Below are 22,691 nucleotides of genomic sequence, written 5' to 3' on the forward strand. Positions count from 1 at the left end.
GGACACATCATGACCGATCCCGAAGCACCCAGAGCCGAAAAACTCTCGCGCGAACTCGATTTCGCCTTCCGCAACCGCGCCGATCTCTACCGCCTGTTTCTCGACGAGCTGACCGGCGAACTCGGCGCGGAAAAGGCCGAGGCGATCATGATTCGCACCATCGAGCAGCGCGGCAAGGAGGTGGCGGCCGCCGCCTTCGCCCGTTTCGGACCTAACGACGCGCCGGCCATCGGCGAGGCATTTTTGGCCGTCAGCCCGGATGGCGGCCTGATGTATCCGACCGATGTCGAGCGCGGGCCGGACCACATCGCATTCAAGGTGAAGCGTTGTCCGCTGAAGGACGCCTGGGTCGAGGCCGGTGTCGGTGATGAAAAACTCGCCACGCTCTGCCGCATCGCCGGCGCTTTCGACCGTGGTCTGTTCGAGGCAACGGGCGTGCGCTTCGACAATGTCACCTGGACGCCGGGCCACGGCCCCGGCTGCTGCCACATCGCGCTGACCAACCGGGATGCCGCCGGATAGCCAATGCTGATCAGTCGGCGGCAAACACATGCAGCTCCGTGCCCGCCTGTTCGGCAGCAGTGCGCAGGTCGGCCTTCGGTTCGCTGTCGGTGACGATATCGGCAATGTCGTCGAGCCCGCAGATGCGTTCCAGACTGCTGCGGCCAAACTTGTCGTGGGTCACCACCAGCACCGTCGACAGTGAACGCGATATCATTGCGCGTTTAACGGCCGCGGCGCCCGAGATCATGTCGCTCGGGCCATCGGCGCTTATCCCCGATGCCCCGATAATGGCGACGTCGGCATTGTAGCGGCGCAGGAACTCGACGGTGTCTTCGCCCAACACGCTGCCTTCCCGGCTATCATAGGTCCCGGGGCAGAGCAGCACCCGACAGGTCGGATTGGCGCCCGCCACCGAGGCCACGCCGGTGGAATTGGTGATGATGGTCAGGTCGCGCTTCAGCTGCGAAAGGTTGCGCGCCACCTCATAGGTGGTCGAACCGCCATCGATCATCACGATCTGGCCCTTCTCGACAAGGCTTGCCGCGCCGCGGCCGATGCGGGCGCGCTCCTCGATCAGGGTCAGGCCACGCTCCGAAATCACCGGTTCTGATGTCACCAGCGAGATCGTCGCACCGCCATAGGTGCGGTTGATCAGCCCGGCATCGCCGAGTTCGATGAGATCGCGGCGGATGGTCTCGCCGGCGACGCCGATGCGCCGTGCGAGCTTGGAGATGCGTATCGACGCCGACCGGCGCACTTCCGAAAGGATAAGCGCGTGCCGCTCCTTCTTCGTCAGTCGGCCTTGGTCCATGACTATTCCATTCCCTTTGCAGCAATCAGCGCGTCGCCAAGCTCGGCAAATCCCTCCGCGCCGCGACCGCTTGTGACGAAGGCGGGAGACGCCGGAAGCTCGCCGGCGAAGTCCAGCACATTAGCGACGCCGACGCTGTTGGGGAAGAAGCCGAACATTGGTGCATCGTTTGGACTATCGCCGACGAAGACAATGCTGTCCTTGTCGTGGTCGATATCTATACCGAAACAGTCCCGCAAGAATAGCCGGCTTGTCGACAGTTTGTCGTATTTGCCGAACCAGCCATTGACGTGGATGGACGAGATTTTCGCCGTCGCGCCGTAGCGCTGGAAGATGCCGACGATCTTCAGAACCTCGGTTTTGGGCAGCGGCGCCACGTCCTCGCAAAAATCGATCGCCAGATCGGCCTCGCGATAGGCCTGGTCGGCCGCGACCGCCGCACCCGGAACTTCGCGCAGAACGGTTTGCTCGATCTCCTTGAGGCGCGCGGCATCGGCCTGCCGTTCGGCAGCGCTCTTGGCGTAGTGGCGAACAATCCGCTTTTTGGCGTCGTCATAGCGGAAATAGAAGGCGCCGTTCTCGCCGATCACGCCATCGACCGGCCATTGCCGCGCGATCAGGTCGCACCAGCCGGCAGGGCGGCCGGTCACCGGCGCGACAAGAAAGCCGGCCTGCTTCAGCCGCTCGAGCGCCGCATAGGCTTTTGCCGGCAGCCGTCCCTTGTCGGTCAAGGTGTCGTCGATATCGGTCAGAACGACGGCGATGTTGCGCCGGTCCAGCGCGGTGAAGTCGGCAAGCGGACGCAGCACCCGCTCAGGCTCCCGCCGCAACCGTTTCGAGCGAGGCAGCCGCGACGTCGAGCATGGTGAACCTGTCGCGGATCAGCCGGGCATTGGCGACCGCCTCGTCGTAGAAGCCAGCCGGTATGGCAACCTCCTGCGGCGTGGTCGGCGCGCCGGCGGCGCGCAGTGCTGCCGCGATCTCGCGCGCCGGGCGTGCCACCCGCACCAGCCTTTCACGATGCGAGCGCCATTGCTTGGCCAGCATGGTGTTGATGGCGTTTGCCCGTTCGCGGTCCAGCAGCTTGGGCTTGAATGCCGCCCAGCAGGAACGTCCGAGCGTTTCGCCGAAGATCTCGATGAAGCGTTCTGGCGTATCCGCGGACGGCGCGAGCTGCAGCTCCGGCAGTGCCAGCACGCGCTCCTGCAGCCGCGCCATCGTCAACGTCGTCACCGCTATGTGTTCGCCGTGATGCGCCTCAGGCAATCCCTGGCCCCGCATGTCGATATAGTGGGCGATCAGATGTTCGCCCTGACTGGCCGGATAGGAGCCGCCGCACAAAGTCATGCCAAGACCCGACATGACCAGCGTGCGCACCAGCACTTCCATCGCCTCAAGGTCGCCGGTCCCGAGTTCGCCGGCCTTGGCGATGAGCGCCTCCTCGTCCTCGGCCAGAAGCATGAACGGCGCCTCCCGGTAGGGCGTGCCGAGCAACAGATGCGCCATCAGCCAATCGGTCTGCGCGGTCGGGCGCGCCATCGAATCGCCGAAGCCGGCAGCGATCAGCCGGTCCGGCGCCCGCGCCATGACATCGAGATCGAGGAAAACGCCGACCGGCAGGCTCGCCGTCAGCGATTTCTTCAGGCCGTCCTCGGTGATTGCCGCCGACACCGAGGTGTAGCCGTTCATCGACGGCGCGGTGCCGAACACCGCATAGGGCTTTTGGGTCAGATGGGCGGCATATTTGGTGATGTCGTTGATCGAGCCCGATCCGACCGCGACCAGGCCGCTGGCGTCTTTCGTGCGGGCGATCACCGATCGCACGGCGTCCATGTCGGGATGCGGATGGCGCGGCAGGATGATCTTGTCGACATCGCTGGAGCCGCGCAGCGCAATCGACACCCTCTCGCCGAGCGCCAGCCTTGTGTCTGGGTCCATGACCACGGAAAGCTTGCGGCCGAGCGGCAGCGGCTTGACCAGCGCATCGGCTTCGTCGCCGAGGCCGCGCCCTATGACGATGGTCTTCAGCGGCACCGACAGCATTCCCTGGCTATCCGGGTCAGGCAGCGTGCCGGCAATAAGGCGATCGAGCATTTGTCTGGACATAGGATGCAGTCCGGTCAGTCAGCATGAAGCGGGGTCAGGGCATCGAATAAGGTGCGATACCGGCGGTAACTTCTGTCGTAGGCGGCCTTGGCGGAAGGATCAGGGTCGATCGTCTCGATGTGGCCGGCCAGCCTTTCAGCCGCCTGCTGCACTGAGGAGGTAAGGCCGATGGCCGCGGCGGCAAGGATTGCCGCACCGATCGGCGAGGCATCGGCCGCACCTGCGATCTCGACCGGCCTGCCGCTGACATCGGCACGGATTTGCGCCCATACCCGGCTGCGCGCGCCACCGCCTGAGAGCCGGATGCGATCCGTCGCGATATCGAGATCGTCCAGCCGGTCGACCACGTCGCGCATGGCGAAGGCGCAGCCTTCCAGCACTGCGCGAGCGCAGGCCGCTTTGCCGTGGAAGGATGTCAGGCCGTAGAAAGCGGCACGCGCTTCGGCGATCCAGCGCGGCGCCATGGCACCGGACAACGCGGGCAAGAACAGCAAATCGTCGCTGCCGGCAACCACCGTCGCCGCCAGTTCCGACATCGCCGCCGGCGAATCGACGCCGAAGGTTGTTAGAAACCACGTCACCGCGCCGCCCGAGAGCCATCCGGGATTGGAGATGAAATAGCCGTCGCCGAGAAAGCCATGGGTCTCGACCAGGCCGCTGGGGTCGAGGCGAAGCGTGCCGGAAACCGCGCCGACCACTTCGGCCGTGCCGAGATTGCAGGCGACGACACCGGGCACGACAACCCCGGCGCCTATGGCGGCCGAAAAATCATCGCCGGTGCCAACCGCCAGCGGCGTGCGCACAGGCAGGCCGGTGAGCTCGGCGCCGGCGTGCGTCAAGGCGCCGGCGATCTCAGATGCATCGTCGATGCCGGGCAATTTATCTGCATCGATGTCGAAGGCCGCCAGCAGATCGCCGGCATAGTTGTGCTCCTTCAGTCCATAGAGCATGGTTGTCGAGGCCAGCGCGTGATCGATGACGGCACGACCGCACAGCGCCGCGACCACGAACGATACCGGTTGATGCCAGAGCGCCACCCGGCGCGCTTCGGGCAGGTTGCGCGCGGCCCAGCGGATTTTCGCCGCCATATGGGTGGCGTCCAGAACGAGACCGGTGCGCTCACGGATGAAGTCCGGATCGATGCCGGCGATCTCTCCTGCCGCCCGCCGGTCCATCCAGATGATGCACGGAGCCAGCGCCTCACCATTGCCATCGACCGCGACGCAGCCGTCGAGCTGGCCGGCAATGGCAATACCCTTGATGTCGGACGGCGCAAGCCCAGCCTTGTCGAGCGCGCCGGCAATGGCCGGCTTGAGCGCCGCCAGCCACAGCGCCGGGTTCTGTTCGGCCCAGCCGGGCGCCGGGAAGGCCGGCTGGTACAGCGCAGCGGCCTCGCCACGCAGCCGCAATTCGTCATCGACAACGATCGCCTTTAGGCTTTGTGTGCCGAGATCGATGCCGATGACTGGCATTAGACGCGCTCGCAATCCGCGAGGACATCCCGCAATTGCGAGAGGATAGAACCTTTCGTCGGCGAATAGGAGCCATCGAAAATCGCTGTGCCAATGGTAAAAGCGTTGGCGCCGGCCAGCTTGATCGCCTTGAGCCGATCGGCTGATGCCACGGCGCCGGCGACGATCAGATGCCGCGACGGACCAAGCCCGCGCCGGGCTGCGCGCACCAGTTCGGCCGGGTCGGCCTCGGTGGCGCGATAGGCGAGGATGTCGCATCCCGCACAACCCTTCTCGGCGAAGGCCCTGCAGTCGGCCTCGACGTCCTCGGCCGAGCCGCCGAGCTTGGTTGGATGGCCGACCGGCCGACCCGGAAAAGGGTAGTATTCCGTGCCGCTCCCCTCCAGCAGCGCCATGATCTCGTCGACCTGGGTTCCACCGAGCAGGCGCTGGATGCCGAGATCCCTGGCGATGCGTGCAGAATTGAGGCAGGCCTCCGCCGTCGTCGAGACAACTTCCATGTAAGTAGTGGCGCCTGTCCGCCCAATGGCGCCAGCGAGCTTTCGCAGCACATCCGGCGCGACGCCGATATCCTTGAAGCCGACATGCTTCAGGCCGACCGGCTCGATCAACTCGACCAGGTCGAGACAGTCCTCGACCGTGCGATCGTTACGCGTCAGCATAAAGATGAAGTCCATCCGAAAGGTCCCTCGCCTGGTCGGGAAAGCCGGTTTGCTGCCGGTCTGTTAACACCTCCCAACCATTTGTTGCAAGGTGCCACATTTTGATTTGCAGTACCACACATTTTATGACAGAACGGGCGCCGGCCCGCCAGGCACGACTTCTAGGGAGAGGGAAGAATGCTCAAGCCGCTGAGACGTACCGCGTCCAGACTGCTCGTCGCAGCCGTATTTGTGTGGCCCCTGACGTGGCAAGTGACACAAGCGGCCGCGTGGGATCTGAAAGAGGCGTCGAAACCCTATAGCGGCCAGACCATCCGCATGGTCGGCGAGGCGCTGCCGCCGCTCGAAGCGCTGAAGAAGATGGCGCCGGAGTTTGAAAAACAGACCGGCATCCATGTCGAAGTCGAGATGTACGAGCACTCGGAAGCCGTCAACAAGGTGCAGCTCGATCTCAACTCGCACCGCGGCCGCTACGACGTCATCATCCAGCCGCATCGCGAACTCGGCAAGTTCGCCACCAACAACCATCTGGTCGAAATCGCCAAGATGATGGCCGACCCGGCTTTGCGCGATCCGAGCTTCGAGCCGGAGAAGCAGCTCTACCAGACTGCCTGGCACGAAATCTCCTGGTATGACGGCAAGGAGTACGGTTTCCCCTTCACCGTGCTCAACATGTTCATGTGGTATCGGTCGGACCTGCTCGCCGATCCCAAGGAGCAGGCAGGCTTCAAGGCCAAGTATGGCTACGACCTCGCTCCCGCCAAGGACTGGAAGCAGTATCGCGATATCGCCGAATGGTTCTATCGCCCCGACCAGGGCTTTTACGGCACCGCCCTGCAGGGCAAGCGCCACGAGGCGCTGTGGTATGAGTGGCTCAACTTCCTTTATTCCTTCGGCGGCGACGTGCTCGACGTGAAGAGCGGCTCGGCCTGCGGCCCGGTCATCGTCAACAGCCCCAAGGCCGTCGCCTCGCTCGAATATTACAAGAGCCTGCTGCAATTCTCGCCGCCGGACAGCCTCAACTATTTCTGGGATGATGTCATGGCGCTGATGCAGCAAGCCAAGGTCGCCGAGCTGATCATGTGGAACGACGCAACCTATGCCGTATCGGTCGACACCACGGCCTCCACCGTCGTCGGCAAGGTTGGCTTCGATCTCGTGCCGCAAGGCGATGGCGGCAAGATCGGCCAGGTCGAAGGCTGGACCTATCTCATCCCGGTCTATTCGAAGAACCAGCAGGCCGCCTTCCTCTTCGTCCAGTGGATGATGGGCTATGACCGCCAGCTCGAGCAGCATCTCAATGGCGGCGCTTCAGGTCGGCCCGATGTCTATGCTTCGGCGGAGGTGCAGAAGCTGCCCTATGCCAAGGCTTCGATGGAGGCCAACGAGCATGCGGTGCCGAAGGCGACGCTGCCGCAATCGGCCGAGATGACCGACATACTGGTGCGCGAACTGTCGTCCTACCTCGCCGGCGAAAAGGAGGCGCAGGCCGCCCTCGACACCGCCGCCACCGATATCTCGACATTGCTCGGTTCTTGCGCACCCATGACCTATCCGGCACGATAGGCCTTGAGATGTCGCGCAGAGGCTACCCGCACAAGTGGGTAGCCGTTCTTGTCCGCAGGAAACGCCCGTGACGAACCGCACTCCATCGCCGCGCCGCGGAATGCCGCTTCTCGACCGTGGGGTGGGACCGCTCTTGATACTGCCGGCGACACTGCTCGTCGTCGTCTTCCTGGTCGGCCCGTTCTACTACATGGTCTACACCGCGCTGACCGACCTCAGCTTCGCTGATGCCAGCCATGGGGGCGCCTTCGTCGGCTTCGACAATTTCCGCAAGCTGATGCGCAACGATCCACTCTTCTGGGCATCGTTCCTGCTGACGCTGAAATTCGTCATCATCGCCGTCGGCCTCGAATTCCTGCTCGGCTTTGCGCTGGCCTTCCTGATCTTCCGCTTCGTCGCCAGCCAGCGGCTTCTCACCACACTGCTGCTCATCCCGATGATGATTGCGCCGGTCGCCGTCGGGCTGATCTGGCGGCTGCTGTTGCAGGGCGATTTCGGCATGCTCACCTTCTACATGCGCAAGGTTGGCCTGCTGGCGCAGAATTCGGCGGTGCTTTCGGCACCCGACCTGGTGTTTCCGACCATCGTCGCCATCGATGTCTGGCAGTGGACGCCCTTCGTCACCCTGATCATGCTCGCCGGGATGATGAGCCTGCCGCGCGCGCCGTTCGAGGCGGCGATGATGGATGGCGCAAAACCGTTTCAGATCTTTTGCGATGTCATGCTGCCGCTGCTGCGGCCCGTCATCGCGCTGGTGCTATTGCTGCGCGGCATCGATGCCTTCAAGGAGTTCGACAAGGTTTTCCTGATGACCGGCGGCGGTCCGGGAACGCTGACCGAACTGGTGTCGATCTACGCCTACCGCGTCAACTTCCGCAACTGGGATCTCGGCTACGGCGCCGCGGTCGCCTTCATGATCTATCTCGTCGTGCTGATCCTGTGCTCCGTCTTTTACAAGGCCGTCTATTGGTCGAGCCGCAAGCAGGCGGCGTCGTTTTGAGGGCGCTGCGATGATCGATCAATCCACCAACCGCGCCTGGAGCAGCTTTGCCTGGGCCGTGCTGCTGGTCGCTGTCGTGGTGGCCTTGACGCCCTACGTCTGGATGGTGCTGGCCTCGTTCAAGAACCGCGTCGACCTGTTGTCCTCGGTGCCGAAATGGGTTTTTACGCCGACGTTCTCCAACTATCCGGCGGTCTTCATCGACAAGGAATACTGGCCGCTGGCGATCAATTCGGTGCTGATCTCGGTCTCGTCGACGGTGCTCTGCATCGTCATCGGCGCGCCGGCCGCCTACGGCTTTGCCCGCTCGGATTTTCCAGGCAAGGAAGACCTGTTCTTCTTCTTCCTGACCACGCGCATGGCGCCGCCGATCTCGATCGCCGTGCCGCTGTTCCTGTTCTTCACCTCGCTGGGCCTGATCGACACCATCTACGCCGTGGTGATCGCCCACACCTCCTTCAACCTGTCGCTGGTCGTCTGGATGATGCGCGGCTTCTTCGCCGAAATCCCCAGGGAGATCGACGAGGCCGCGATGATGGACGGCCGCTCGCGGCTCGGCGCATTCTTCTTCGTCGTCGCGCCGCTGGCCGCACCCGGCATCGGCGCCACAGCGGTGCTCTGCTTCATCCTGTCGTGGAACGAGTTCCTCTATGCCTTCATCCTCGTCGCTTTCGACGGGCGGCCGCTGACCGTCGGCATACCCGGACTGGTGACGCCGCATGGCACGCTCTGGGGACAGGTCGCGGCGGTCGCCATCGTGGCGACGCTGCCGATCGTGCTTTTCACTTTCCTTGTCCAGAAACAGCTCGTGCGCGGCCTCACCTTCGGCGCGGTCAAGGGTTGAAGGGATCTCGCATGGCAATTGTTTTCGACGGCGTCACCAAGGCTTTCCCTGACGGGACGGTGGCGCTGCAGGCGCTCGACCTTGCTTTCGAGCCCGGCGAATTCCTGGTTCTGCTCGGCCCGTCCGGTTCCGGCAAGACGACAGCCTGCCGGCTGCTCGCCGGGCTGGAGCGGCCGACCGCCGGGCGCATCATGGTCGAGGGCCTCGATGTCACCGACCTGCCGCCGCGCCTGCGCGGCATGGGCATGGTGTTCCAGAACTATGCGCTCTACAGCCATAAGAGCGTCTACGAGAACATCGCCTATCCCTTGCGCATCCGAAAAATGCCGGCCGCCGAGCTTGACCGCTGCGTCCGCGCCATGGCCGAGCTGCTCGAAATCACCCGTTACCTCGACCGCCGCCCTTCGCAATTGTCGGGCGGCCAGGCGCAGCGCGTGGCTGTGGCCCGCGCACTCGTCTGGCAGCCGAGCCTCTGTCTGATGGACGAGCCGCTGTCCAATCTCGACGCCTTGTTGCGGCTCCACATGCGCACCGAGCTGAAGCGTCTGCATCGCGAGCTGAAAAAGACCTTCGTCTTCGTCACCCACGACCAGGAAGAGGCGATGACGCTGGCGACCAGGGTCGCGGTGTTGCGCGAAGGCGCACTGATCCAGTACGACGACCCGCGCGAGATCTATCGGCGGCCTGCCAATCGCTTCATCGCCGAATTCATCGGCCGTCCAGCGATGAACACGTTCGATGGCGATGTCCGCGCCGGCGTCTTCCACGCCAGCGGTTTCACTTGCCCGCTTCCGGGAAAGCCTGATGGTCCCATCGTGCTCGGCATTCGCCCGGAGCAGATCCAGCTTGTCGACGCGACTGCCGGCGACGCCATCCTGTTTGCCGTCGACGTCGTCGAACCGGTCGAGCCGGACGTGCTGATCTTCGCCAATAGCGAGGCCAACGCGCTGATCGTCAGGACTGTGAATGACGATCGCGCTTTCGATCCCGGCCAGCCGCTTTATCTACGCTTTCCGCCGGCAGCGCTGCACACATTCGATGCTGTGTCGGGAGCGCGGCTGCCGTGAGCACGCTGCTCGCTTTGGTGCCGCTGGCCGCCGCAGCCTTGGTCTGGTGGCTGTTCTACAGCTTCAACCGGTCGCGGCGCTGGTTCTCGACAGGCGAACTCATCTTCTGGGACGCCATTGCACTGGTAACCCTGCAGCTTGTCTGGCTGATCTGGTTCTGAATGCGCATTCCAGCAACGCAGATCAGTAGCCCAGCGCACAACCGTCCTTGCGAGGATCGGAGGCACCGGTGAGCGTGCCCTTTTCCCAATCGATCAGCACCAGCTGGCCGCCGCCATGCGGCTCCTCGGCGATCGAAACCTGATGACCGCGCTGACGCAGGCCGGCGATCGCCTCAGCCGGAATCCCGCGCTCGGCCAGCACGGCATTGTCCTTGTAGAACACCCGTGGCGCATCCAGTGCCTGCTGCGGGTCCATCCCGAAATCGATCATGTTGGTCAACAGATGGACATGGCCGAACGGCTGGTAGCCGCCGCCCATCACCCCGAACGGCATCACCACCTTACCCCCTCGCGTCGCCATGCCAGGCATGATGGTGTGCATCGGTCGCTTTCGCGGCGCGATACGATTTGGATGGCCTTCCGTGAGGCGAAAACTGCTGCCGCGATTCTGCAGCACGACGCCTGTCTTGGGACCGACGACGCCGCTGCCGAAGGAACCGAAGGTCGAGTTGATGAAGCTGACTGCATTGCGGTCGCGGTCGACCACGGAGATATAGACGGTGTCGCTGCGCGGCAGCTCAAGCCGCGGCAGATGCGTCATGGCGAGGGCCGGATCGATGGCGGCGCGCAGCCGCTCCGCATAAGCTGCCGACAGCAGTTGTTCGACGGGGACCTGGACGAAATCCTGGTCGCCGATGAAAGTATCGCGGTCCTGGTAGGCAAGCCGGCCGGCTTCGATCTCGAGATGCAGCCGCTGGGCACTGTTCGGCTCCAACGAACCAAGGCTGAAGCCCGAAAGCACATTCAGCATGATCAGCGCCGTCATGCCCTGATTGTTCGGTGGCATCTGATGGATATCGTAGCCGCGATAGGACGTATTCACCGACGTGACGTAGTCGCCTTGGGTCTCGGCGAAATCCTCCAATGCATGCAGCCCGCCCAGCGCGCGAAGACGTTCCACCAGATCGTCCGCGACTTCACCTTCATAAAACCCTGCACGGCCTCGGTTGGAGATGATGCGCAAGGTGTCCGCCAAGTGCGGCTGCCGATGCACATCGCCGGCTTGCGGCGCCCTTCCCTCGGGCAGGAATATGCGCGCGGCATGTTCATCGGCTGAGAGCAGGGCGACCTCGTCGGCCCAGTCGAAGGCGACGCGATCATGAACGACATAGCCTTGTTCGGCATAGCGAATGGCTGGCGCCAGCGCGGCGTCGATGCCCTTTTTTCCGTGGTCCTCGAGTAGCCGGCACCATGCATCGATGGCGCCTGGTATGGTGACGGCATGCGGTCCGGCCGCAGGCAGTTCGCAATGCCCCCGCTCCAGATACCATTCGGCGGTTGCCGCAGCGGGCGAACGCCCCGAGCCGTTGAAAGCGAGAACATCGCCCTCGCCTTTGGGACTGTAGAGCACAAAACAGTCGCCGGCGATGCCGGTCGATTGCGGCTCGACGACGCCTTGCACCGCCGCAGCGCACACAGCGGCATCCATGGCATTGCCGCCGGAGCGCAGCATGTCGATGGCGGCCAGCGTCGCCAGCGGATGCGATGTCGCCGCCATCGCTTCTGTCGCGCGAACTGGCGAGCGTCCGGGGGACTGAAAATCACGCATGCAATCGCCTCCAATGATTTCGCGCCCGCCGGCCGCAGCCTTCAATGCTTGATGCGGTCGCGCATGGCGTACCACAACATCCCCAGCACATAGAGCGGGCCCCGCAGCGCCGTACCGCCCGGGAACGGCATCGGCGTCAGCGTCGAGAACAGGTCCAGCCGCGAGGCGTCGCCCGTAATCGCTTCGGCCAAGAGCTTGCCCGACAGCGTTGACAGGATGACGCCCTTGCCGGAATAGCCATGCGCGAAATAGACCTCGCCATAGTGCCCGACATGCGGCAGCCGCGACGTGGTCACCGACACCAGACCGCCCCAGGCATGATCGATGCGGCAGCCCTTCAGTTGCGGGAAGGTGGCCTCCATGTGCGGCCGCACGAAGCCGGCGATGTCGGCCGGCGGCGATGGCGTGTAGCGCTCGCCGCCGCCGAACAGCAGCCGACCGTCCGCCGACATGCGGTAGTAGTTGACGACGAAGCGCGTGTCGGACACCGCGACATTGGCCGGGATGACATTGTGTTTGCCCTCCAGCGGTTCGGTGGCGACGATGTAGTTGCCGACCGGCATGATGCGGCTGTTGACGCGCGGCTCCAGCCCATGCAGCAACGCGTCGCCGGCCAGCACGACATGTTTGGCCCTTACCGACCCCTGCGCCGTCGAGACCCGGATCGAAGGCTCGCGCTCCAGCTTTACCGCGACGGAATTTTCATGGATGACGACACCGGCCGCCACGGCGGCACGGGCAAGGCCGAGCGTGTAGTTCAGCGGATGCATATGGCCGCCAAGCGGCTCATACATCGCGCCATGATAGGGCGTGTCCACCTTGCCGCGTGCCTGCGCCGCCGACAGGATCTCGACGTCGCGGAACTTCATCACGCTCTCGAGGCATTTGGCCTCGTCTTCGAGATCCCTGAGGTCGGAGCCATTAACGGCACCGACGAGATGGCCGGTCAGCCGCAGATCGCAATCGATGGCGTGGCGCTCGATGATGTCGAGCACCAGGCCCCGCGCCTCGAAGGCGAGGTCGAACAGCGCCTTCGCCCGCTCGGGGCCGTAAAGCTTGACCAACCCCTTGGCGCCTTTGCGCAGGCCAGGGATCATCTGGCCGCCATTGCGGCCCGACGCGCCCCAGCCGATCTTGCCGCCTTCGAGCAGCACCACCTTCAGGCCGCGCTCGGCGGCATGAAGGGCGGCCGACAGGCCGGTGCAGCCGCCGCCGACCACCACCAGATCGGCGCCGACATCTCCCACCAGCGCCGGATGGTCCGGCGCCGGATTGGCGGTGGCGACATAATAGGAATTGCCGATATCGAGGCTCGAATTGAAACCCGTCGAGCCGGAGGCCATGATCACACCTTCAGCAGCAAATGGTCGCGTTCCCAGCTCGTCACCACGCTCTGGAACAGGTCGAGTTCGACGCTCTTGACGCGCAGATAGGTCTGGAAAAAATCCTCGCCGAGCAATGCCCGCACCGGCTCGCAAGCAATGAAACGATCAAGCGCCTCCTCCATCGTTTTCGGCAGCGTGCTTTTGATCTTGTAGGCATTGCCCGAGGCCTCAGCCGAGCGCGCCAGCTTCTGCTCGACGCCGAGATAGCCGGCAAGCAGCGAACCGGCGATCGCCAGATAGGGATTGCAATCCGCTCCCGGCAAGCGGTTCTCTACCCGCCGGGCGGCGCGGCCACCTGCCGGCACGCGCAGGCCGCAAGAGCGGTTGTCATGCGACCATTCGATGTTGGCCGGTGCGCTGTGGTTCGGCCGGATGCGGCGGAACGAGTTCACGTTGGGTGCGAACAGCGGCATGATCTCGGGCACATATCTCTGCAGGCCGCCGATGAAATGGCCGAACATTTCGGTGTCTGCATCATCTCTGTCGGCAAACAGCGCGGCGCCTGTCGTTTCATCGACGACAGACATGTGCAGATGCATCGAGCTTCCCGCCTGCGCCGCGATCGGCTTGGCCATGAAGGTCGCGTGCATGCCGCTCTGTTGCGCCGCTTGGCGGGTCAGCCGCTTGAACAGCAGCACCTGGTCGGCGAGCGGCACCGCGTCGCCGTGCAAGAGATTGATCTCCAGCTGCGCGGTGCCGGACTCATGGATCAGCGTGTCGAGCGGCAGGCCGGCGGCTGCGGCATAATCATAGACGCGCCTTATCACCGGCTCGAATTCTTCCAGCGCCACCATGTCATAGGGATGCTGCGAGCCCTCGGCGCGGCCATTGGCGCCAACCGGTGCCGTCAGCGGCTGGTCGGGATTCGGATTGGGCGCGGTCAGATAGAATTCGATTTCCGGCGCCACCACCGCGCGCCAACCGCGCTTCCGGTAGAGATCGAGCACGGCGCGCAGCACATGTCGTGGCGAGGCCATCCAGGGCTTGCCTTGCATGTGGAAGGCGTCGGCGAAGACATAGGCTTTGCCGACGCCACCGCCCGGCGCCAGGCACAGCGTCGACATATCAGGCACCATGCGCATATCCGGGTCTTGATAGGCAAAGCCTTCGTCGATGGAACCGGAGTAGCGGCCATCGATGCTGACCAGGAAAGCGCTGCTCGGCAGGTAGAGTGCGCGGTCTTCCAGCGCCTTGAGGAATTTCACCGTCGGCAGCGCCTTGCCGCGCAGCACGCCATTCATGTCGGGCACCAGGCACTCGACCTCCGTGATGCCGTGCTGGGCGAGCCAGGCCTTGGGATCGTTGCCGGTGAAGAGAGCGGTGTTGGTATTTTTGTCCTGCATTTTGGTTCACGTACCTATGAGAGAGAGTATGGCTTGCGCGGCCACATCCGTTCCAGGGGTCAGCGCCATCTTGGCAGCATTGTCCCTGAGGCGGGCGCGCATCGCATCGTCGGCCAGCAGGCCGAGAATGGCTCTCTCCAATCCCCCTTCCGTCCAGGCGTCGCGGCCGATATGGTCGCCGACACCTGTCTCTCCCGCGCGTTGCGCATTGTCGTGACCGTCCCAGCAATAGGGCATGATCAGCGACGGCACGCCGAAGCGCAGCGCCTCGCAAAAGCTGTTGTTGCCGCCATGGTGGATGAACAGGTCCGACTTCGCCACCACCGAAGGCTGCGGAAACCAGGCGTCGAGATAGACATTGTCCGGCACCGCGCGATAGGCGTCGCGCAGGCCGCCGGCATTGACGATGAAGCGCGCCGGCAGCCTGTCGAAGACGGCGAGCATGCGCTCGATCAGCCCGACATCCATCGCGCCGAGGCTGCCGAAGCTGACATAGACCAGCGGGCCGCCATTGCGCGGAAACACCGGCACCTCGAATGGCCCTTCCGAACGCACGCAGCCTTCGAGATAGACAAAGCGTTTGGGGTCGAGCGGCTCGGCCCGCTCACGCCGTACGATCGCTGGCGTCAGCAGCAGATTGAGGTCGGGTGATGTCTCGAGGAACAGGCCCTTGGGCAATGGCGCCAGGCCGGCATCCGCACGAAAACGGTTGAAGCGCTCATGCGCGGGTGCGGAGGCCGCGAGATAGCGCGCTTCGAACGCCGCACGTTGCGGGTCGTCGGCACCCATCCCCGAGAGATAGGGCGGCACCTCGGCATCCGGCAGTTCCGTCTCGGCACAGGAGACGACGCGCACCCACGGGCAGCCGGCGGCGGCGATCGCCGGGAACATGATGACGTTGTCGAGCACCACCGCGTCCGGCTTCAGCCGCGCCAGCAATTGGCGCAGCGGCGCCTCGGCGTTGACGGCGGTGTCGACGATCGCTTGCCAGGTCGGCGCGACATAGGTCTCGAGCTGGTCGATCGGGCTCAGCCGGAAATGCGGCAGGTGCCGGCGCACGAAGGCCTGCCAATAGCTCTGGCGGTCGCTGTCGCTCAGCGGCTCATCCGTCGGCAGATGGTATTCCTGGAAGCCATAGTCGGTAAAGACGCCGGAGAAGCCGGCATGGCAGATGAAGACGGGGCGAGCGCCCCGTGCGCGCAATGCCTGTGCGATACCGACGCAATTCAACGCGGCGCCGAAACTGGCTTCGGGAAACAGCGCGATGGTCGGGCTGGCTTTACGCGTCAATTATTCCTCTTCAATCCGGCCGGCTGATCATGCTGAACAGTGCGGGAGCTCCGCGGCTGGCTGCTTGCGGTCGCTGGCTGCGGGAGAGCCGCAGGTGGATGCGAAGCAGATCGGCAGCCACCTCATACTGCCGGCTTTCAAGATAGTCGAGTATGCCCGAGTGTTCGCGCAACGATTGCCGCAGCCGAAACACGTTGACGCCGGAATAGATGCCCGGCAGCCGGCGCAGGCGGAGATGATCGGCCAATGCATCCGACACAAAACGGTTGGCGCAGCCCTCGGCGACCATGCCATGAAAATCCATGTCCAGCCGCTGGAACTCGCGCGTGTCGAATGTCTCGTCCGGCAGCGCTGCAAGCGCTTCCATGCCTTGCCGCAACATTGCTGCCCGCGCCCCGTCCAGCCGAAAGCCTGGCGTCAGGATGGCCGCCGGCTCCAGCACCAAGCGGAACTCGTAGCTTTCGCCTTGCGCCTCCGGATCGTCCGGCGCGCGGCGAAACAACCAGGATTGCCCAGGCGCACGATCCAGAAGATTCTCGTCGGTCAGTTTGTTAAGTGCTTTTAGTACCGTCTTGCGATCAGCGTCGTAGCGTCGCATCAGCCCCGCGATGGTCACCGTCTGGTCCAACCGTCGCGCCGAGCGGTCGCGCAGGATGGCTTCGGCGAGCTCGTCTTCCTCCGCACTGGGTAGTTCGGCGGCAATGGCGGGCTGGGCGGCGAGGTCGACCGTCAGATGATAACCGCTGTCGGCCTCCCAGCGCACCACGCCCCGTTCCGCGAGCAGGCCGAGTGCGGCGCGTACGGGCGTGCGCGAGACATTGCACAGCGAGGCGATCTGCTGTTCGGGCAGGCGGGCGCCAGGCTCGAAGCCACGCTGCCGCGCCACATCCAGGATGCGCTGCGCCAGATCGAGATGGTTGGTGCGAGGTCGTCTGGCTACGGCTTGCATGACTTTTCTCGAATGCGAATGTGGCGCATTGGTCTGGCTGATCGCCGGAACAGGGACAATCGGCCAAATTCCTCCGTCGGTTGACAGATTATGGATTGACGTACTTTTTTCTGCAATAGTACTGTCGGCACAATCGGCGAGAAAAGACCGAGGGAACAGGATCGAGGCAGGCGCGCGCGTCGCCGGCCTTGGTCCGGCAAATGATTTCGACGATCAAACCGAATGGGAGACTGCCATGACCGCTACCAGCCTGCGGCGCCGTGCGCTCAATACATCCTCAATCGCTCTCGGTCTCGCCCTGACGCTCTCGGGGCCGGCCGCCGCAGCCGACCTCGTTATTTCGAACTGGGATGGGTACATGGCACCCGACGCCATGGCCGCTTTCAAGACCGCCACCGGCGTTGCCGGCGAAGTGGTGGTGCACGCCACCAATGAAGAGATCATGGGCAAGCTGATTGCCGCCGGCGGCAAGGGCTATGACGTGGTCTTCGTCTCCTCGCCCTTCGCCGAAGTATTAAACAAGCTTGGCCTGACCGAGCCGATCGACCATGCCAAGATCCCCAACCTCGCCAACCTCTATCCCGAAGCGACCAAGCTGCCGCACGATGCCGGCAACGCTTTCTCCGTGCCTTACACCTGGGGCACGACGGGCCTCTGCTACCGCTCTGACCTTGTCAAGACGGCGCCCACGAGCTGGAGCGACCTGCTCGCCCCTTCCGACGAGATGAAGGGCAAGACCACCATGCTGGCGACCGATCGCTGGCTGCTGGCCGCCGGGCAGCTCGACAAGGGCTATTCGGTCAACGAGACCGACCCGGCCAAGATGGCCGAGGTCAAGGACCTCCTGATCTCCGCCAAGAAGACCCTGCTCGCCTATGACGACACCACCTTCTATTCCAAGCTGGTTTCCGGCGAGGCGCTGATGGTGCAGGCCTGGGACGGCTGGTGCAATTACGGCATCGCCGACAAGCCGGAGATCAAATACGTCATCCCTAAAGAAGGTTCGGACCTGTGGGTCGACACGATGGTGGTGATGAAGGCGTCCGAGCACAAGGACGACGCCTTCAAGTTCATCAACTTCATGCTCGACGCCAAGAACCACGCCTGGGCGGCGCAGAACATCGACTACAAGGTGCCGAACAAGCCGGCGATGGAAAGCCTGCCGGCCGACTTCCTGGCCAAATTCCCCAACATGGCGATGCCGGTGGCCGATCTCGTCAAGTTCGAGCAGTTGCGTGACGTCGGCGAAGCCCAGCGCGACTATTCCAAGATCGTCAGCGAGATCAAGGCCGCGCAGTAAGCGGCGCAGACTTCACGGCCGGCAGCACTTCTGCCGCCGGCCCTGAGCGGTACCCGAGAAATTGTCCCAGACCCGACTTCGTTCCTCTCTGCTGATGGCCCCGGCGCTGGTCTGGCTGACCGCGCTGATGGTTATCCCATGCGCCCTGGTGCTGGCGCTCGCCTTCTTCCGGCGCGGCGTCTATGGCGGCATCGACTACACTTTGACGCTGGAAAATTTCGGGTTGGTCTTCGACCCGCTCTATGCCGGCATCTTCCTCAACTCAGCACGTATCGCCGGTACCGCGACGCTCATCGCAGTCGTGATCGGCTATGCCGCGGCCTATGCAATTGCCGCCGCACCACGCCGGTGGCAGCCGGTGTTCCTGTTCTTCGCCGTGCTGCCGTTCTGGTCCAATTACCTGATCCGCACCTATGCCTGGATCGTGCTGCTGAACCGCGAAGGGCTGATCACCCAGCTCTTGCGCTGGTTCGGCTACACCGGCGAGTCGCCCTCGATGCTCTATACCGAAGGCGCGGTCATCGCAGGCCTCGTCTACAACTATCTGCCCTTCGTCATCCTCGCCTGCTACGCGCCGCTGTCGCGCCTCAACCCGGAACTGGCCGAGGCATCGCGCGATCTCGGCGCCTCCGCTGCCACCACCTTCCGACGTGTCATCCTGCCGCTGACCGTGCCCGGCATCGCTGCGGGTGCTGTCTTCGTCTTCGTGCTGTCGATCGGCAATTTCGTCACCCCGGCGCTGCTCGGTGGCGGCCGCTTCCAGATGATCGGCAACCTCGTCTACGACCAGTTCCTGACTGCTAATGACTGGCCGTTCGGCGCAGCGCTCGCCATGGCGCTGATCGCCATCATGCTTCTGGTGCTGATGGCGCAGGCGCTCGCCGCCGACCGCGCCGCGGGGCGTGCGGCTGAGGCAAGGGGTGACGCCTATGGCTGAGCGCCGCGCAATTCTTGCCTTCTCCCCGTTCACCGGGAGAAGGTGCCCCGAAGGGGCGGATGAGGGGCGGCGTCAACCTTTGCGACGCTCAACGCTGCCCCCCGTCTGCCTGCCGGTAGCTTCTACCCGCGAACAGGGAGAAGGACTCTGGTCGTTCGCTTGCCCTCCAATTGTCGGAGGCCGGCGATGACCCATTCCTTCACCCGTACGCTCGGCATGCGTACGATCCTCACCCTCGTCTTCGCCTTCCTCTACATCCCGATCGCCGTGCTGGTGGCGCTGTCCTTCAACGAAGGCGGATTGCCGACGGCATGGTCGGGCTTTTCGCTGAAATGGTATGCCTCGCTGGCCGGCAATTCCGCCATCCTTTCCGCTGCGCTCAACACGCTGATCGTGGCGTTGGTCTCCACGGCCATCGCCACGCTGCTCGGCACGCTGCTGGCCATCGGCATCGAGATGCGCCGGCAATACGGCAGGGGTCTCGAGGCGCTGATCTTCGCACCGATGATCATCCCCGACATCGTCCTGGCGATCGCTCTGCTGTCGTTCTTCTCCATGCTAAACCTGACCATGGGCCTGCATACCATCATCCTCGCCCATGTCGTCTTCAACCTCGCCTTCGTCTGCTCGGTGGTGCGCGCAAGGCTAAAGAGTTTCGACTGGTCGATCGTCGAGGCCTCCGCCGACCTCGGCGCCTCGGCTCTGACCACCTTCCGGCGTGTGACATTGCCGGTCATCGCGCCGGCAGTGATTGCCGGCGCTCTGCTTGCCTTCACGCTCTCGGTCGACGAGTTCATCATCGCCTTCTTCACCGCCGGTGCCGGCCGCGCCTCGACGACGCTGCCGATGCAGATCTACGCCATGATCCGCTTCGGCATCACGCCGGAGATCAACGCGCTGGCGACCATCGTCATGGCGGTATCCATCACCGCGCTGACCCTGTCGCAGCGGCTCAACCGTGGGATCATCGGCCAATGAGCGAACCGCGCACGCTGCTGGCCATTGATAACGTTTCGAAGAAGTTCGGCCGGGTCACCGCCGTCGACGGCATCTCGCTCGACATCCGCGAAAACGAGTTCTTCGCGCTGCTTGGACCCTCCGGCTGCGGCAAGACCACGCTGCTGCGCATGCTGGCCGGCTTCGAGACGCCAACCGACGGCCGCATACTGCTCGATGGCAAGGACATCGCCCGGACCCCGCCCAACAAGCGGCCGGTCAATCTGATGTTCCAGTCCTACGCGCTGTTCCCGCATATGAGCGTGCGCGCCAATGTCTCCTACGGGTTGGAGATGGAGCGCTTGCCGAAAGCTGAAATCCGTTCCCGCGTCGAGGCCATTCTGGCCACCACCGAGCTTGTCCCCTTCGCCGACCGTAAGCCTGAGCAATTGTCGGGTGGCCAAAAGCAGCGCGTCGCGCTCGCCCGCGCGCTGGTCAAACGGCCTCGGTTGCTGCTGCTCGACGAACCGCTGGGCGCGCTGGACAAGAAACTGCGCGGCGCCATGCAGATGGAGCTGAAGCGCCTGCAGCACGAAGTCGGCATCACCTTCGTCATCGTCACCCACGACCAGGAAGAGTCACTCGTCATGGCCGACCGCATGGCGGTGCTCAAGGACGGCCAGCTGCTGCAATGCGACGCGCCGCACGCGATCTACGAGCATCCCACCGACCGTTTCGTCGCCGACTTCATCGGCGTGATGAATTTCGTACCGGGCAAGGTGTCTGCGGATGGCGTGATCGCCGCGAACGGCGCGCGCATCACCGGCAAGGTTCCCGCCAAGCTCACACCCGGCGCTTCCGCTGTCGCTTCGGTGCGACCCGAGCGCATCCGGCTGTTCCCGTCACCCGAGACCGCCAACCACACCGCCGGCACGGTCGAGGCGCTGGCCTATCACGGGCTGGACCTGCAGCTGCATATCCGCACGCCTCTGTCGCCAAAACCGTTCCTGGTGCGCGTCACCGCCGATGCCGCCGACCGCCGGCCGGTCTCGTCGGGCGATCAGGTCGAACTCGGCTGGGACGCCGCCGATGTCAGAATTTTTCAGGAATAGGAGAGCTTGATGGCGCAGAAGACGATCGCGTTTTTTCCCGAAGCGGCCTACGGCCCGGCGCTCAATTCGGTCGGCATCGCGCAAGCCGTCGAGGCGCGCGGCCATAGGGTAGTGTTCCTGTCCGACCCCGGCTTTGTCGATGTCTACAAGGGTTACGGCTTCGAAGCGCATCCGGTGAACTTGTCGGAGCCGATGCCGCCCGAGCAGATGGCGAAATTCTGGGAAGACTTCATCAACGGCCACATCCCGAACTTCCGCAAATCGCCCTACGATCAGGTCGACAATTACGTGAAGGATTGCTGGACCGCGATCGTCGACAGCGCCAAATGGGCGCAGAAGGATTTGCCGCGAGTCCTGGCCGCCATCAAGCCTGATGTCATTTGCGTCGACAATGTCATCCTGTTTCCGGCCATCAAACAGTTCGGCAAGCCTTGGGTGCGCGTCATCTCCTGCTCGGAAAACGAGATCGAGGATGAGGACATCCCGCCGCATCTCTCCGGTTGCGGCGAGAACGACCATGTCGGCCACCAGCGCTATCGCGATCATTTCAATGCGGTGATCAAGCCCATCCACGACGACTTCAACGCCTTCCTCACCGCAAACAATGAAGCGCCATACCCGGTCGGTCAGTTCTTCGAGGCCTCGCCCTATCTCAATCTCCTGCTCTATCCCGAAGCGGCAAAGTTCAAACGCCGCCATCCGCTTGATACGACGAAATTCCAGTATCTCGAAGGCTGCGTGCGGCAGGAAAAGCCATACGCCGTGCCGACCTTCGCCGAGAACAATGACGGGCCGCTGCTCTATGTCTCCTTCGGCAGCCTCGGCGCCGGCGATGTCGATTTGTTGAAGCGCATCATCACAACACTGGGCAAGACCCGTTACCGCGCGCTGGTCAATGTCGGCGGCTACAAGGACCAGTACACGGATGTGCCGGGCAACGTCATCGTCGAGAGCTGGTTTCCGCAGCCTTCGGTCATTCCGCAAGTCGATGCGGTCATCCACCATGGCGGCAACAACTCGTTCACAGAGTGCCTCTATTTCGGCAAGCCGGCCATCATCATGCCCTATGTCTGGGACGGCCACGACAACGCCACCCGCGTCCAGGAAACCGGCCACGGCTTCGGTATGCCGCGCTACGACTGGAGCGACGCCCAGCTGATCAGCAGGATCGAAGCCTGCCTGACTGACACCAAGATGAAGATCAGGCTGGCGAAGACCTCGGCGCAGATGCAGGCCCAGAACGGGCCTGAGAAGGCAGCCGGGCTGCTGGAGGCGCTGCTGTGACCTCCTCCGCCCCACACCTCTACCAAGCCTCCACCCGCACCGACCTCGTCGACTGGGGCGCCCAGTCCGACGCGCTGGACGGCGCGTCGCACTCGACCGGCAGGCTTGTCCACAAAGGACCCAACAACCAGCCGGAATCCGGCATCTGGGTCTGCACGCCCGGCCGCTGGCGGCTCTCGATTCCGCGCGACGAATTGTGCCATTTCGTCGCCGGCCGCGCGACGTACCGGTCGGATGCCGGGGAGGTGGTAGAAGTCGCAGCCGGGACCGTGGTCATGTTCCCTGCCGGCTGGACAGGCGAATGCACCGTGCATGAGACCATGCGCAACGTCTACATGCTGGCTTGAACAGCA

At 63.9% G+C, this 22,691-nt stretch carries 22 protein-coding genes; 12 read left to right on the forward strand and 10 right to left on the reverse strand.

All coding sequences use genetic code 11. The annotated features are described in order from the left end of the window. Nucleotides 1-9 precede the first annotated feature (9 nt). Nucleotides 10-522 carry an L-2-amino-thiazoline-4-carboxylic acid hydrolase gene (locus X727_RS139805; protein ID WP_023824654.1) on the forward strand — a complete coding sequence of 171 codons (513 nt, stop codon included), beginning with the start codon at nucleotides 10-12 and terminating at the stop codon, nucleotides 520-522. Nucleotides 523-532: 10 nt separating this feature from the next. Here the strand turns inward: X727_RS139805 and X727_RS139800 are convergent, their stop codons facing one another. The 5 genes from X727_RS139800 to X727_RS139780 are packed head-to-tail and all read right to left on the reverse strand — an operon-like array spanning nucleotide 533 to nucleotide 5,570. Beyond that, complete coding sequence (locus tag X727_RS139800) at nucleotides 533-1,315, reverse strand: DeoR/GlpR family DNA-binding transcription regulator (protein ID WP_023835046.1); 783 nt, start codon at nucleotides 1,313-1,315, stop codon at nucleotides 533-535. A 2-nt stretch (nucleotides 1,316-1,317) separates the two neighbouring features. After that, on the reverse strand, nucleotides 1,318-2,121 hold the full coding sequence (locus tag X727_RS139795; protein WP_023824656.1) for an HAD-IIB family hydrolase: 804 nt from the start codon (nucleotides 2,119-2,121) through the stop codon (nucleotides 1,318-1,320). Between the two features lie 7 nt (nucleotides 2,122-2,128). Then, complete coding sequence (locus X727_RS139790) at nucleotides 2,129-3,421, reverse strand: iron-containing alcohol dehydrogenase (RefSeq protein WP_081726209.1); 1,293 nt, start codon at nucleotides 3,419-3,421, stop codon at nucleotides 2,129-2,131. A gap of 14 nt (nucleotides 3,422-3,435) precedes the next feature. Beyond that, nucleotides 3,436-4,893, reverse strand: coding sequence for an FGGY family carbohydrate kinase (locus tag X727_RS139785; RefSeq protein WP_023835049.1), 1,458 nt, complete (start codon nucleotides 4,891-4,893; stop codon nucleotides 3,436-3,438). After that, the gene (locus X727_RS139780; protein WP_023835050.1) at nucleotides 4,893-5,570 is read right to left on the reverse strand and encodes a hypothetical protein; all 678 of its coding nucleotides are present in this window, start codon (nucleotides 5,568-5,570) and stop codon (nucleotides 4,893-4,895) included. Before X727_RS139780 ends, X727_RS139785 begins: the two co-directional genes overlap by 1 nt. A 237-nt stretch (nucleotides 5,571-5,807) precedes the next feature. Between X727_RS139780 and X727_RS139775 the strand changes: the two genes are divergently transcribed. The 5 genes from X727_RS139775 (at nucleotide 5,808) to X727_RS1000000168110 (ending at nucleotide 10,193) form a co-directional block, all read left to right on the forward strand. Then, the gene (locus X727_RS139775) at nucleotides 5,808-7,121 is read left to right on the forward strand and encodes a sugar ABC transporter substrate-binding protein (RefSeq protein WP_023826303.1); all 1,314 of its coding nucleotides are present in this window, start codon (nucleotides 5,808-5,810) and stop codon (nucleotides 7,119-7,121) included. Nucleotides 7,122-7,188: 67 nt separating this feature from the next. After that, nucleotides 7,189-8,121, forward strand: coding sequence for a sugar ABC transporter permease (locus tag X727_RS139770; protein WP_023835052.1), 933 nt, complete (start codon nucleotides 7,189-7,191; stop codon nucleotides 8,119-8,121). A 10-nt stretch (nucleotides 8,122-8,131) separates the two neighbouring features. Next, the gene (locus X727_RS139765) at nucleotides 8,132-8,965 is read left to right on the forward strand and encodes a carbohydrate ABC transporter permease (protein WP_023835053.1); all 834 of its coding nucleotides are present in this window, start codon (nucleotides 8,132-8,134) and stop codon (nucleotides 8,963-8,965) included. An 11-nt stretch (nucleotides 8,966-8,976) separates the two neighbouring features. Beyond that, complete coding sequence (locus tag X727_RS139760) at nucleotides 8,977-10,032, forward strand: ABC transporter ATP-binding protein (protein ID WP_023685718.1); 1,056 nt, start codon at nucleotides 8,977-8,979, stop codon at nucleotides 10,030-10,032. After that, nucleotides 10,029-10,193 carry a hypothetical protein gene (locus X727_RS1000000168110; RefSeq protein ID WP_023701459.1) on the forward strand — a complete coding sequence of 55 codons (165 nt, stop codon included), beginning with the start codon at nucleotides 10,029-10,031 and terminating at the stop codon, nucleotides 10,191-10,193. Before X727_RS139760 ends, X727_RS1000000168110 begins: the two co-directional genes overlap by 4 nt. 22 nt (nucleotides 10,194-10,215) lie before the next feature. On the opposite strand, the gene ggt is transcribed toward X727_RS1000000168110, so the two are convergent. The 5 genes from ggt to X727_RS139735 are packed head-to-tail and all read right to left on the reverse strand — an operon-like array spanning nucleotide 10,216 to nucleotide 16,769. After that, nucleotides 10,216-11,802, reverse strand: a complete 1,587-nt coding sequence (ggt, locus tag X727_RS139755) for a gamma-glutamyltransferase (RefSeq protein WP_023704262.1) — start codon at nucleotides 11,800-11,802, stop codon at nucleotides 10,216-10,218. A 41-nt stretch (nucleotides 11,803-11,843) separates the two neighbouring features. Then, entirely contained in the window at nucleotides 11,844-13,145 is a 1,302-nt protein-coding gene (locus X727_RS139750; RefSeq protein ID WP_031201307.1) for an FAD-binding oxidoreductase, read from the reverse strand. 2 nt (nucleotides 13,146-13,147) lie between these two features. Then, nucleotides 13,148-14,530 (reverse strand): glutamine synthetase family protein, encoded by a 1,383-nt coding sequence (locus X727_RS139745; protein ID WP_023698836.1) that lies wholly within the window; start codon nucleotides 14,528-14,530, stop codon nucleotides 13,148-13,150. Nucleotides 14,531-14,536: 6 nt separating this feature from the next. Next, entirely contained in the window at nucleotides 14,537-15,820 is a 1,284-nt protein-coding gene (locus X727_RS139740; protein WP_023698837.1) for a glycosyltransferase, read from the reverse strand. A 10-nt stretch (nucleotides 15,821-15,830) separates the two neighbouring features. Then, nucleotides 15,831-16,769, reverse strand: coding sequence for a GntR family transcriptional regulator (locus X727_RS139735; RefSeq protein ID WP_023835056.1), 939 nt, complete (start codon nucleotides 16,767-16,769; stop codon nucleotides 15,831-15,833). Nucleotides 16,770-17,004: 235 nt separating this feature from the next. Here X727_RS139735 and X727_RS139730 point away from each other — a divergent pair, with 235 nt between their 5' ends. From X727_RS139730 to X727_RS139705, 6 genes are all read left to right on the forward strand, one after another. Beyond that, on the forward strand, nucleotides 17,005-18,069 hold the full coding sequence (locus tag X727_RS139730; RefSeq protein ID WP_023698839.1) for a spermidine/putrescine ABC transporter substrate-binding protein: 1,065 nt from the start codon (nucleotides 17,005-17,007) through the stop codon (nucleotides 18,067-18,069). 94 nt (nucleotides 18,070-18,163) lie between these two features. After that, nucleotides 18,164-19,006, forward strand: coding sequence for an ABC transporter permease (locus X727_RS139725; protein WP_023701453.1), 843 nt, complete (start codon nucleotides 18,164-18,166; stop codon nucleotides 19,004-19,006). Nucleotides 19,007-19,192: 186 nt separating this feature from the next. Next, nucleotides 19,193-19,984 carry an ABC transporter permease gene (locus tag X727_RS139720; RefSeq protein WP_023672946.1) on the forward strand — a complete coding sequence of 264 codons (792 nt, stop codon included), beginning with the start codon at nucleotides 19,193-19,195 and terminating at the stop codon, nucleotides 19,982-19,984. Continuing rightward, nucleotides 19,981-21,054 (forward strand): ABC transporter ATP-binding protein, encoded by a 1,074-nt coding sequence (locus tag X727_RS139715; protein WP_023835057.1) that lies wholly within the window; start codon nucleotides 19,981-19,983, stop codon nucleotides 21,052-21,054. The genes X727_RS139720 and X727_RS139715 overlap by 4 nt, the downstream gene beginning before the upstream one ends. Before the next feature lie 9 nt (nucleotides 21,055-21,063). Continuing rightward, the gene (locus X727_RS139710; RefSeq protein ID WP_023835058.1) at nucleotides 21,064-22,338 is read left to right on the forward strand and encodes a glycosyltransferase; all 1,275 of its coding nucleotides are present in this window, start codon (nucleotides 21,064-21,066) and stop codon (nucleotides 22,336-22,338) included. Further along, nucleotides 22,335-22,685, forward strand: coding sequence for a cupin domain-containing protein (locus tag X727_RS139705; RefSeq protein WP_023672949.1), 351 nt, complete (start codon nucleotides 22,335-22,337; stop codon nucleotides 22,683-22,685). The genes X727_RS139710 and X727_RS139705 overlap by 4 nt, the downstream gene beginning before the upstream one ends. Nucleotides 22,686-22,691: the final 6 nt, after the last annotated feature.

Source organism: Mesorhizobium sp. L103C105A0 (assembly GCF_000502215.1).
In the GTDB taxonomy this organism is placed as follows: Bacteria; Pseudomonadota; Alphaproteobacteria; order Rhizobiales; family Rhizobiaceae; genus Mesorhizobium.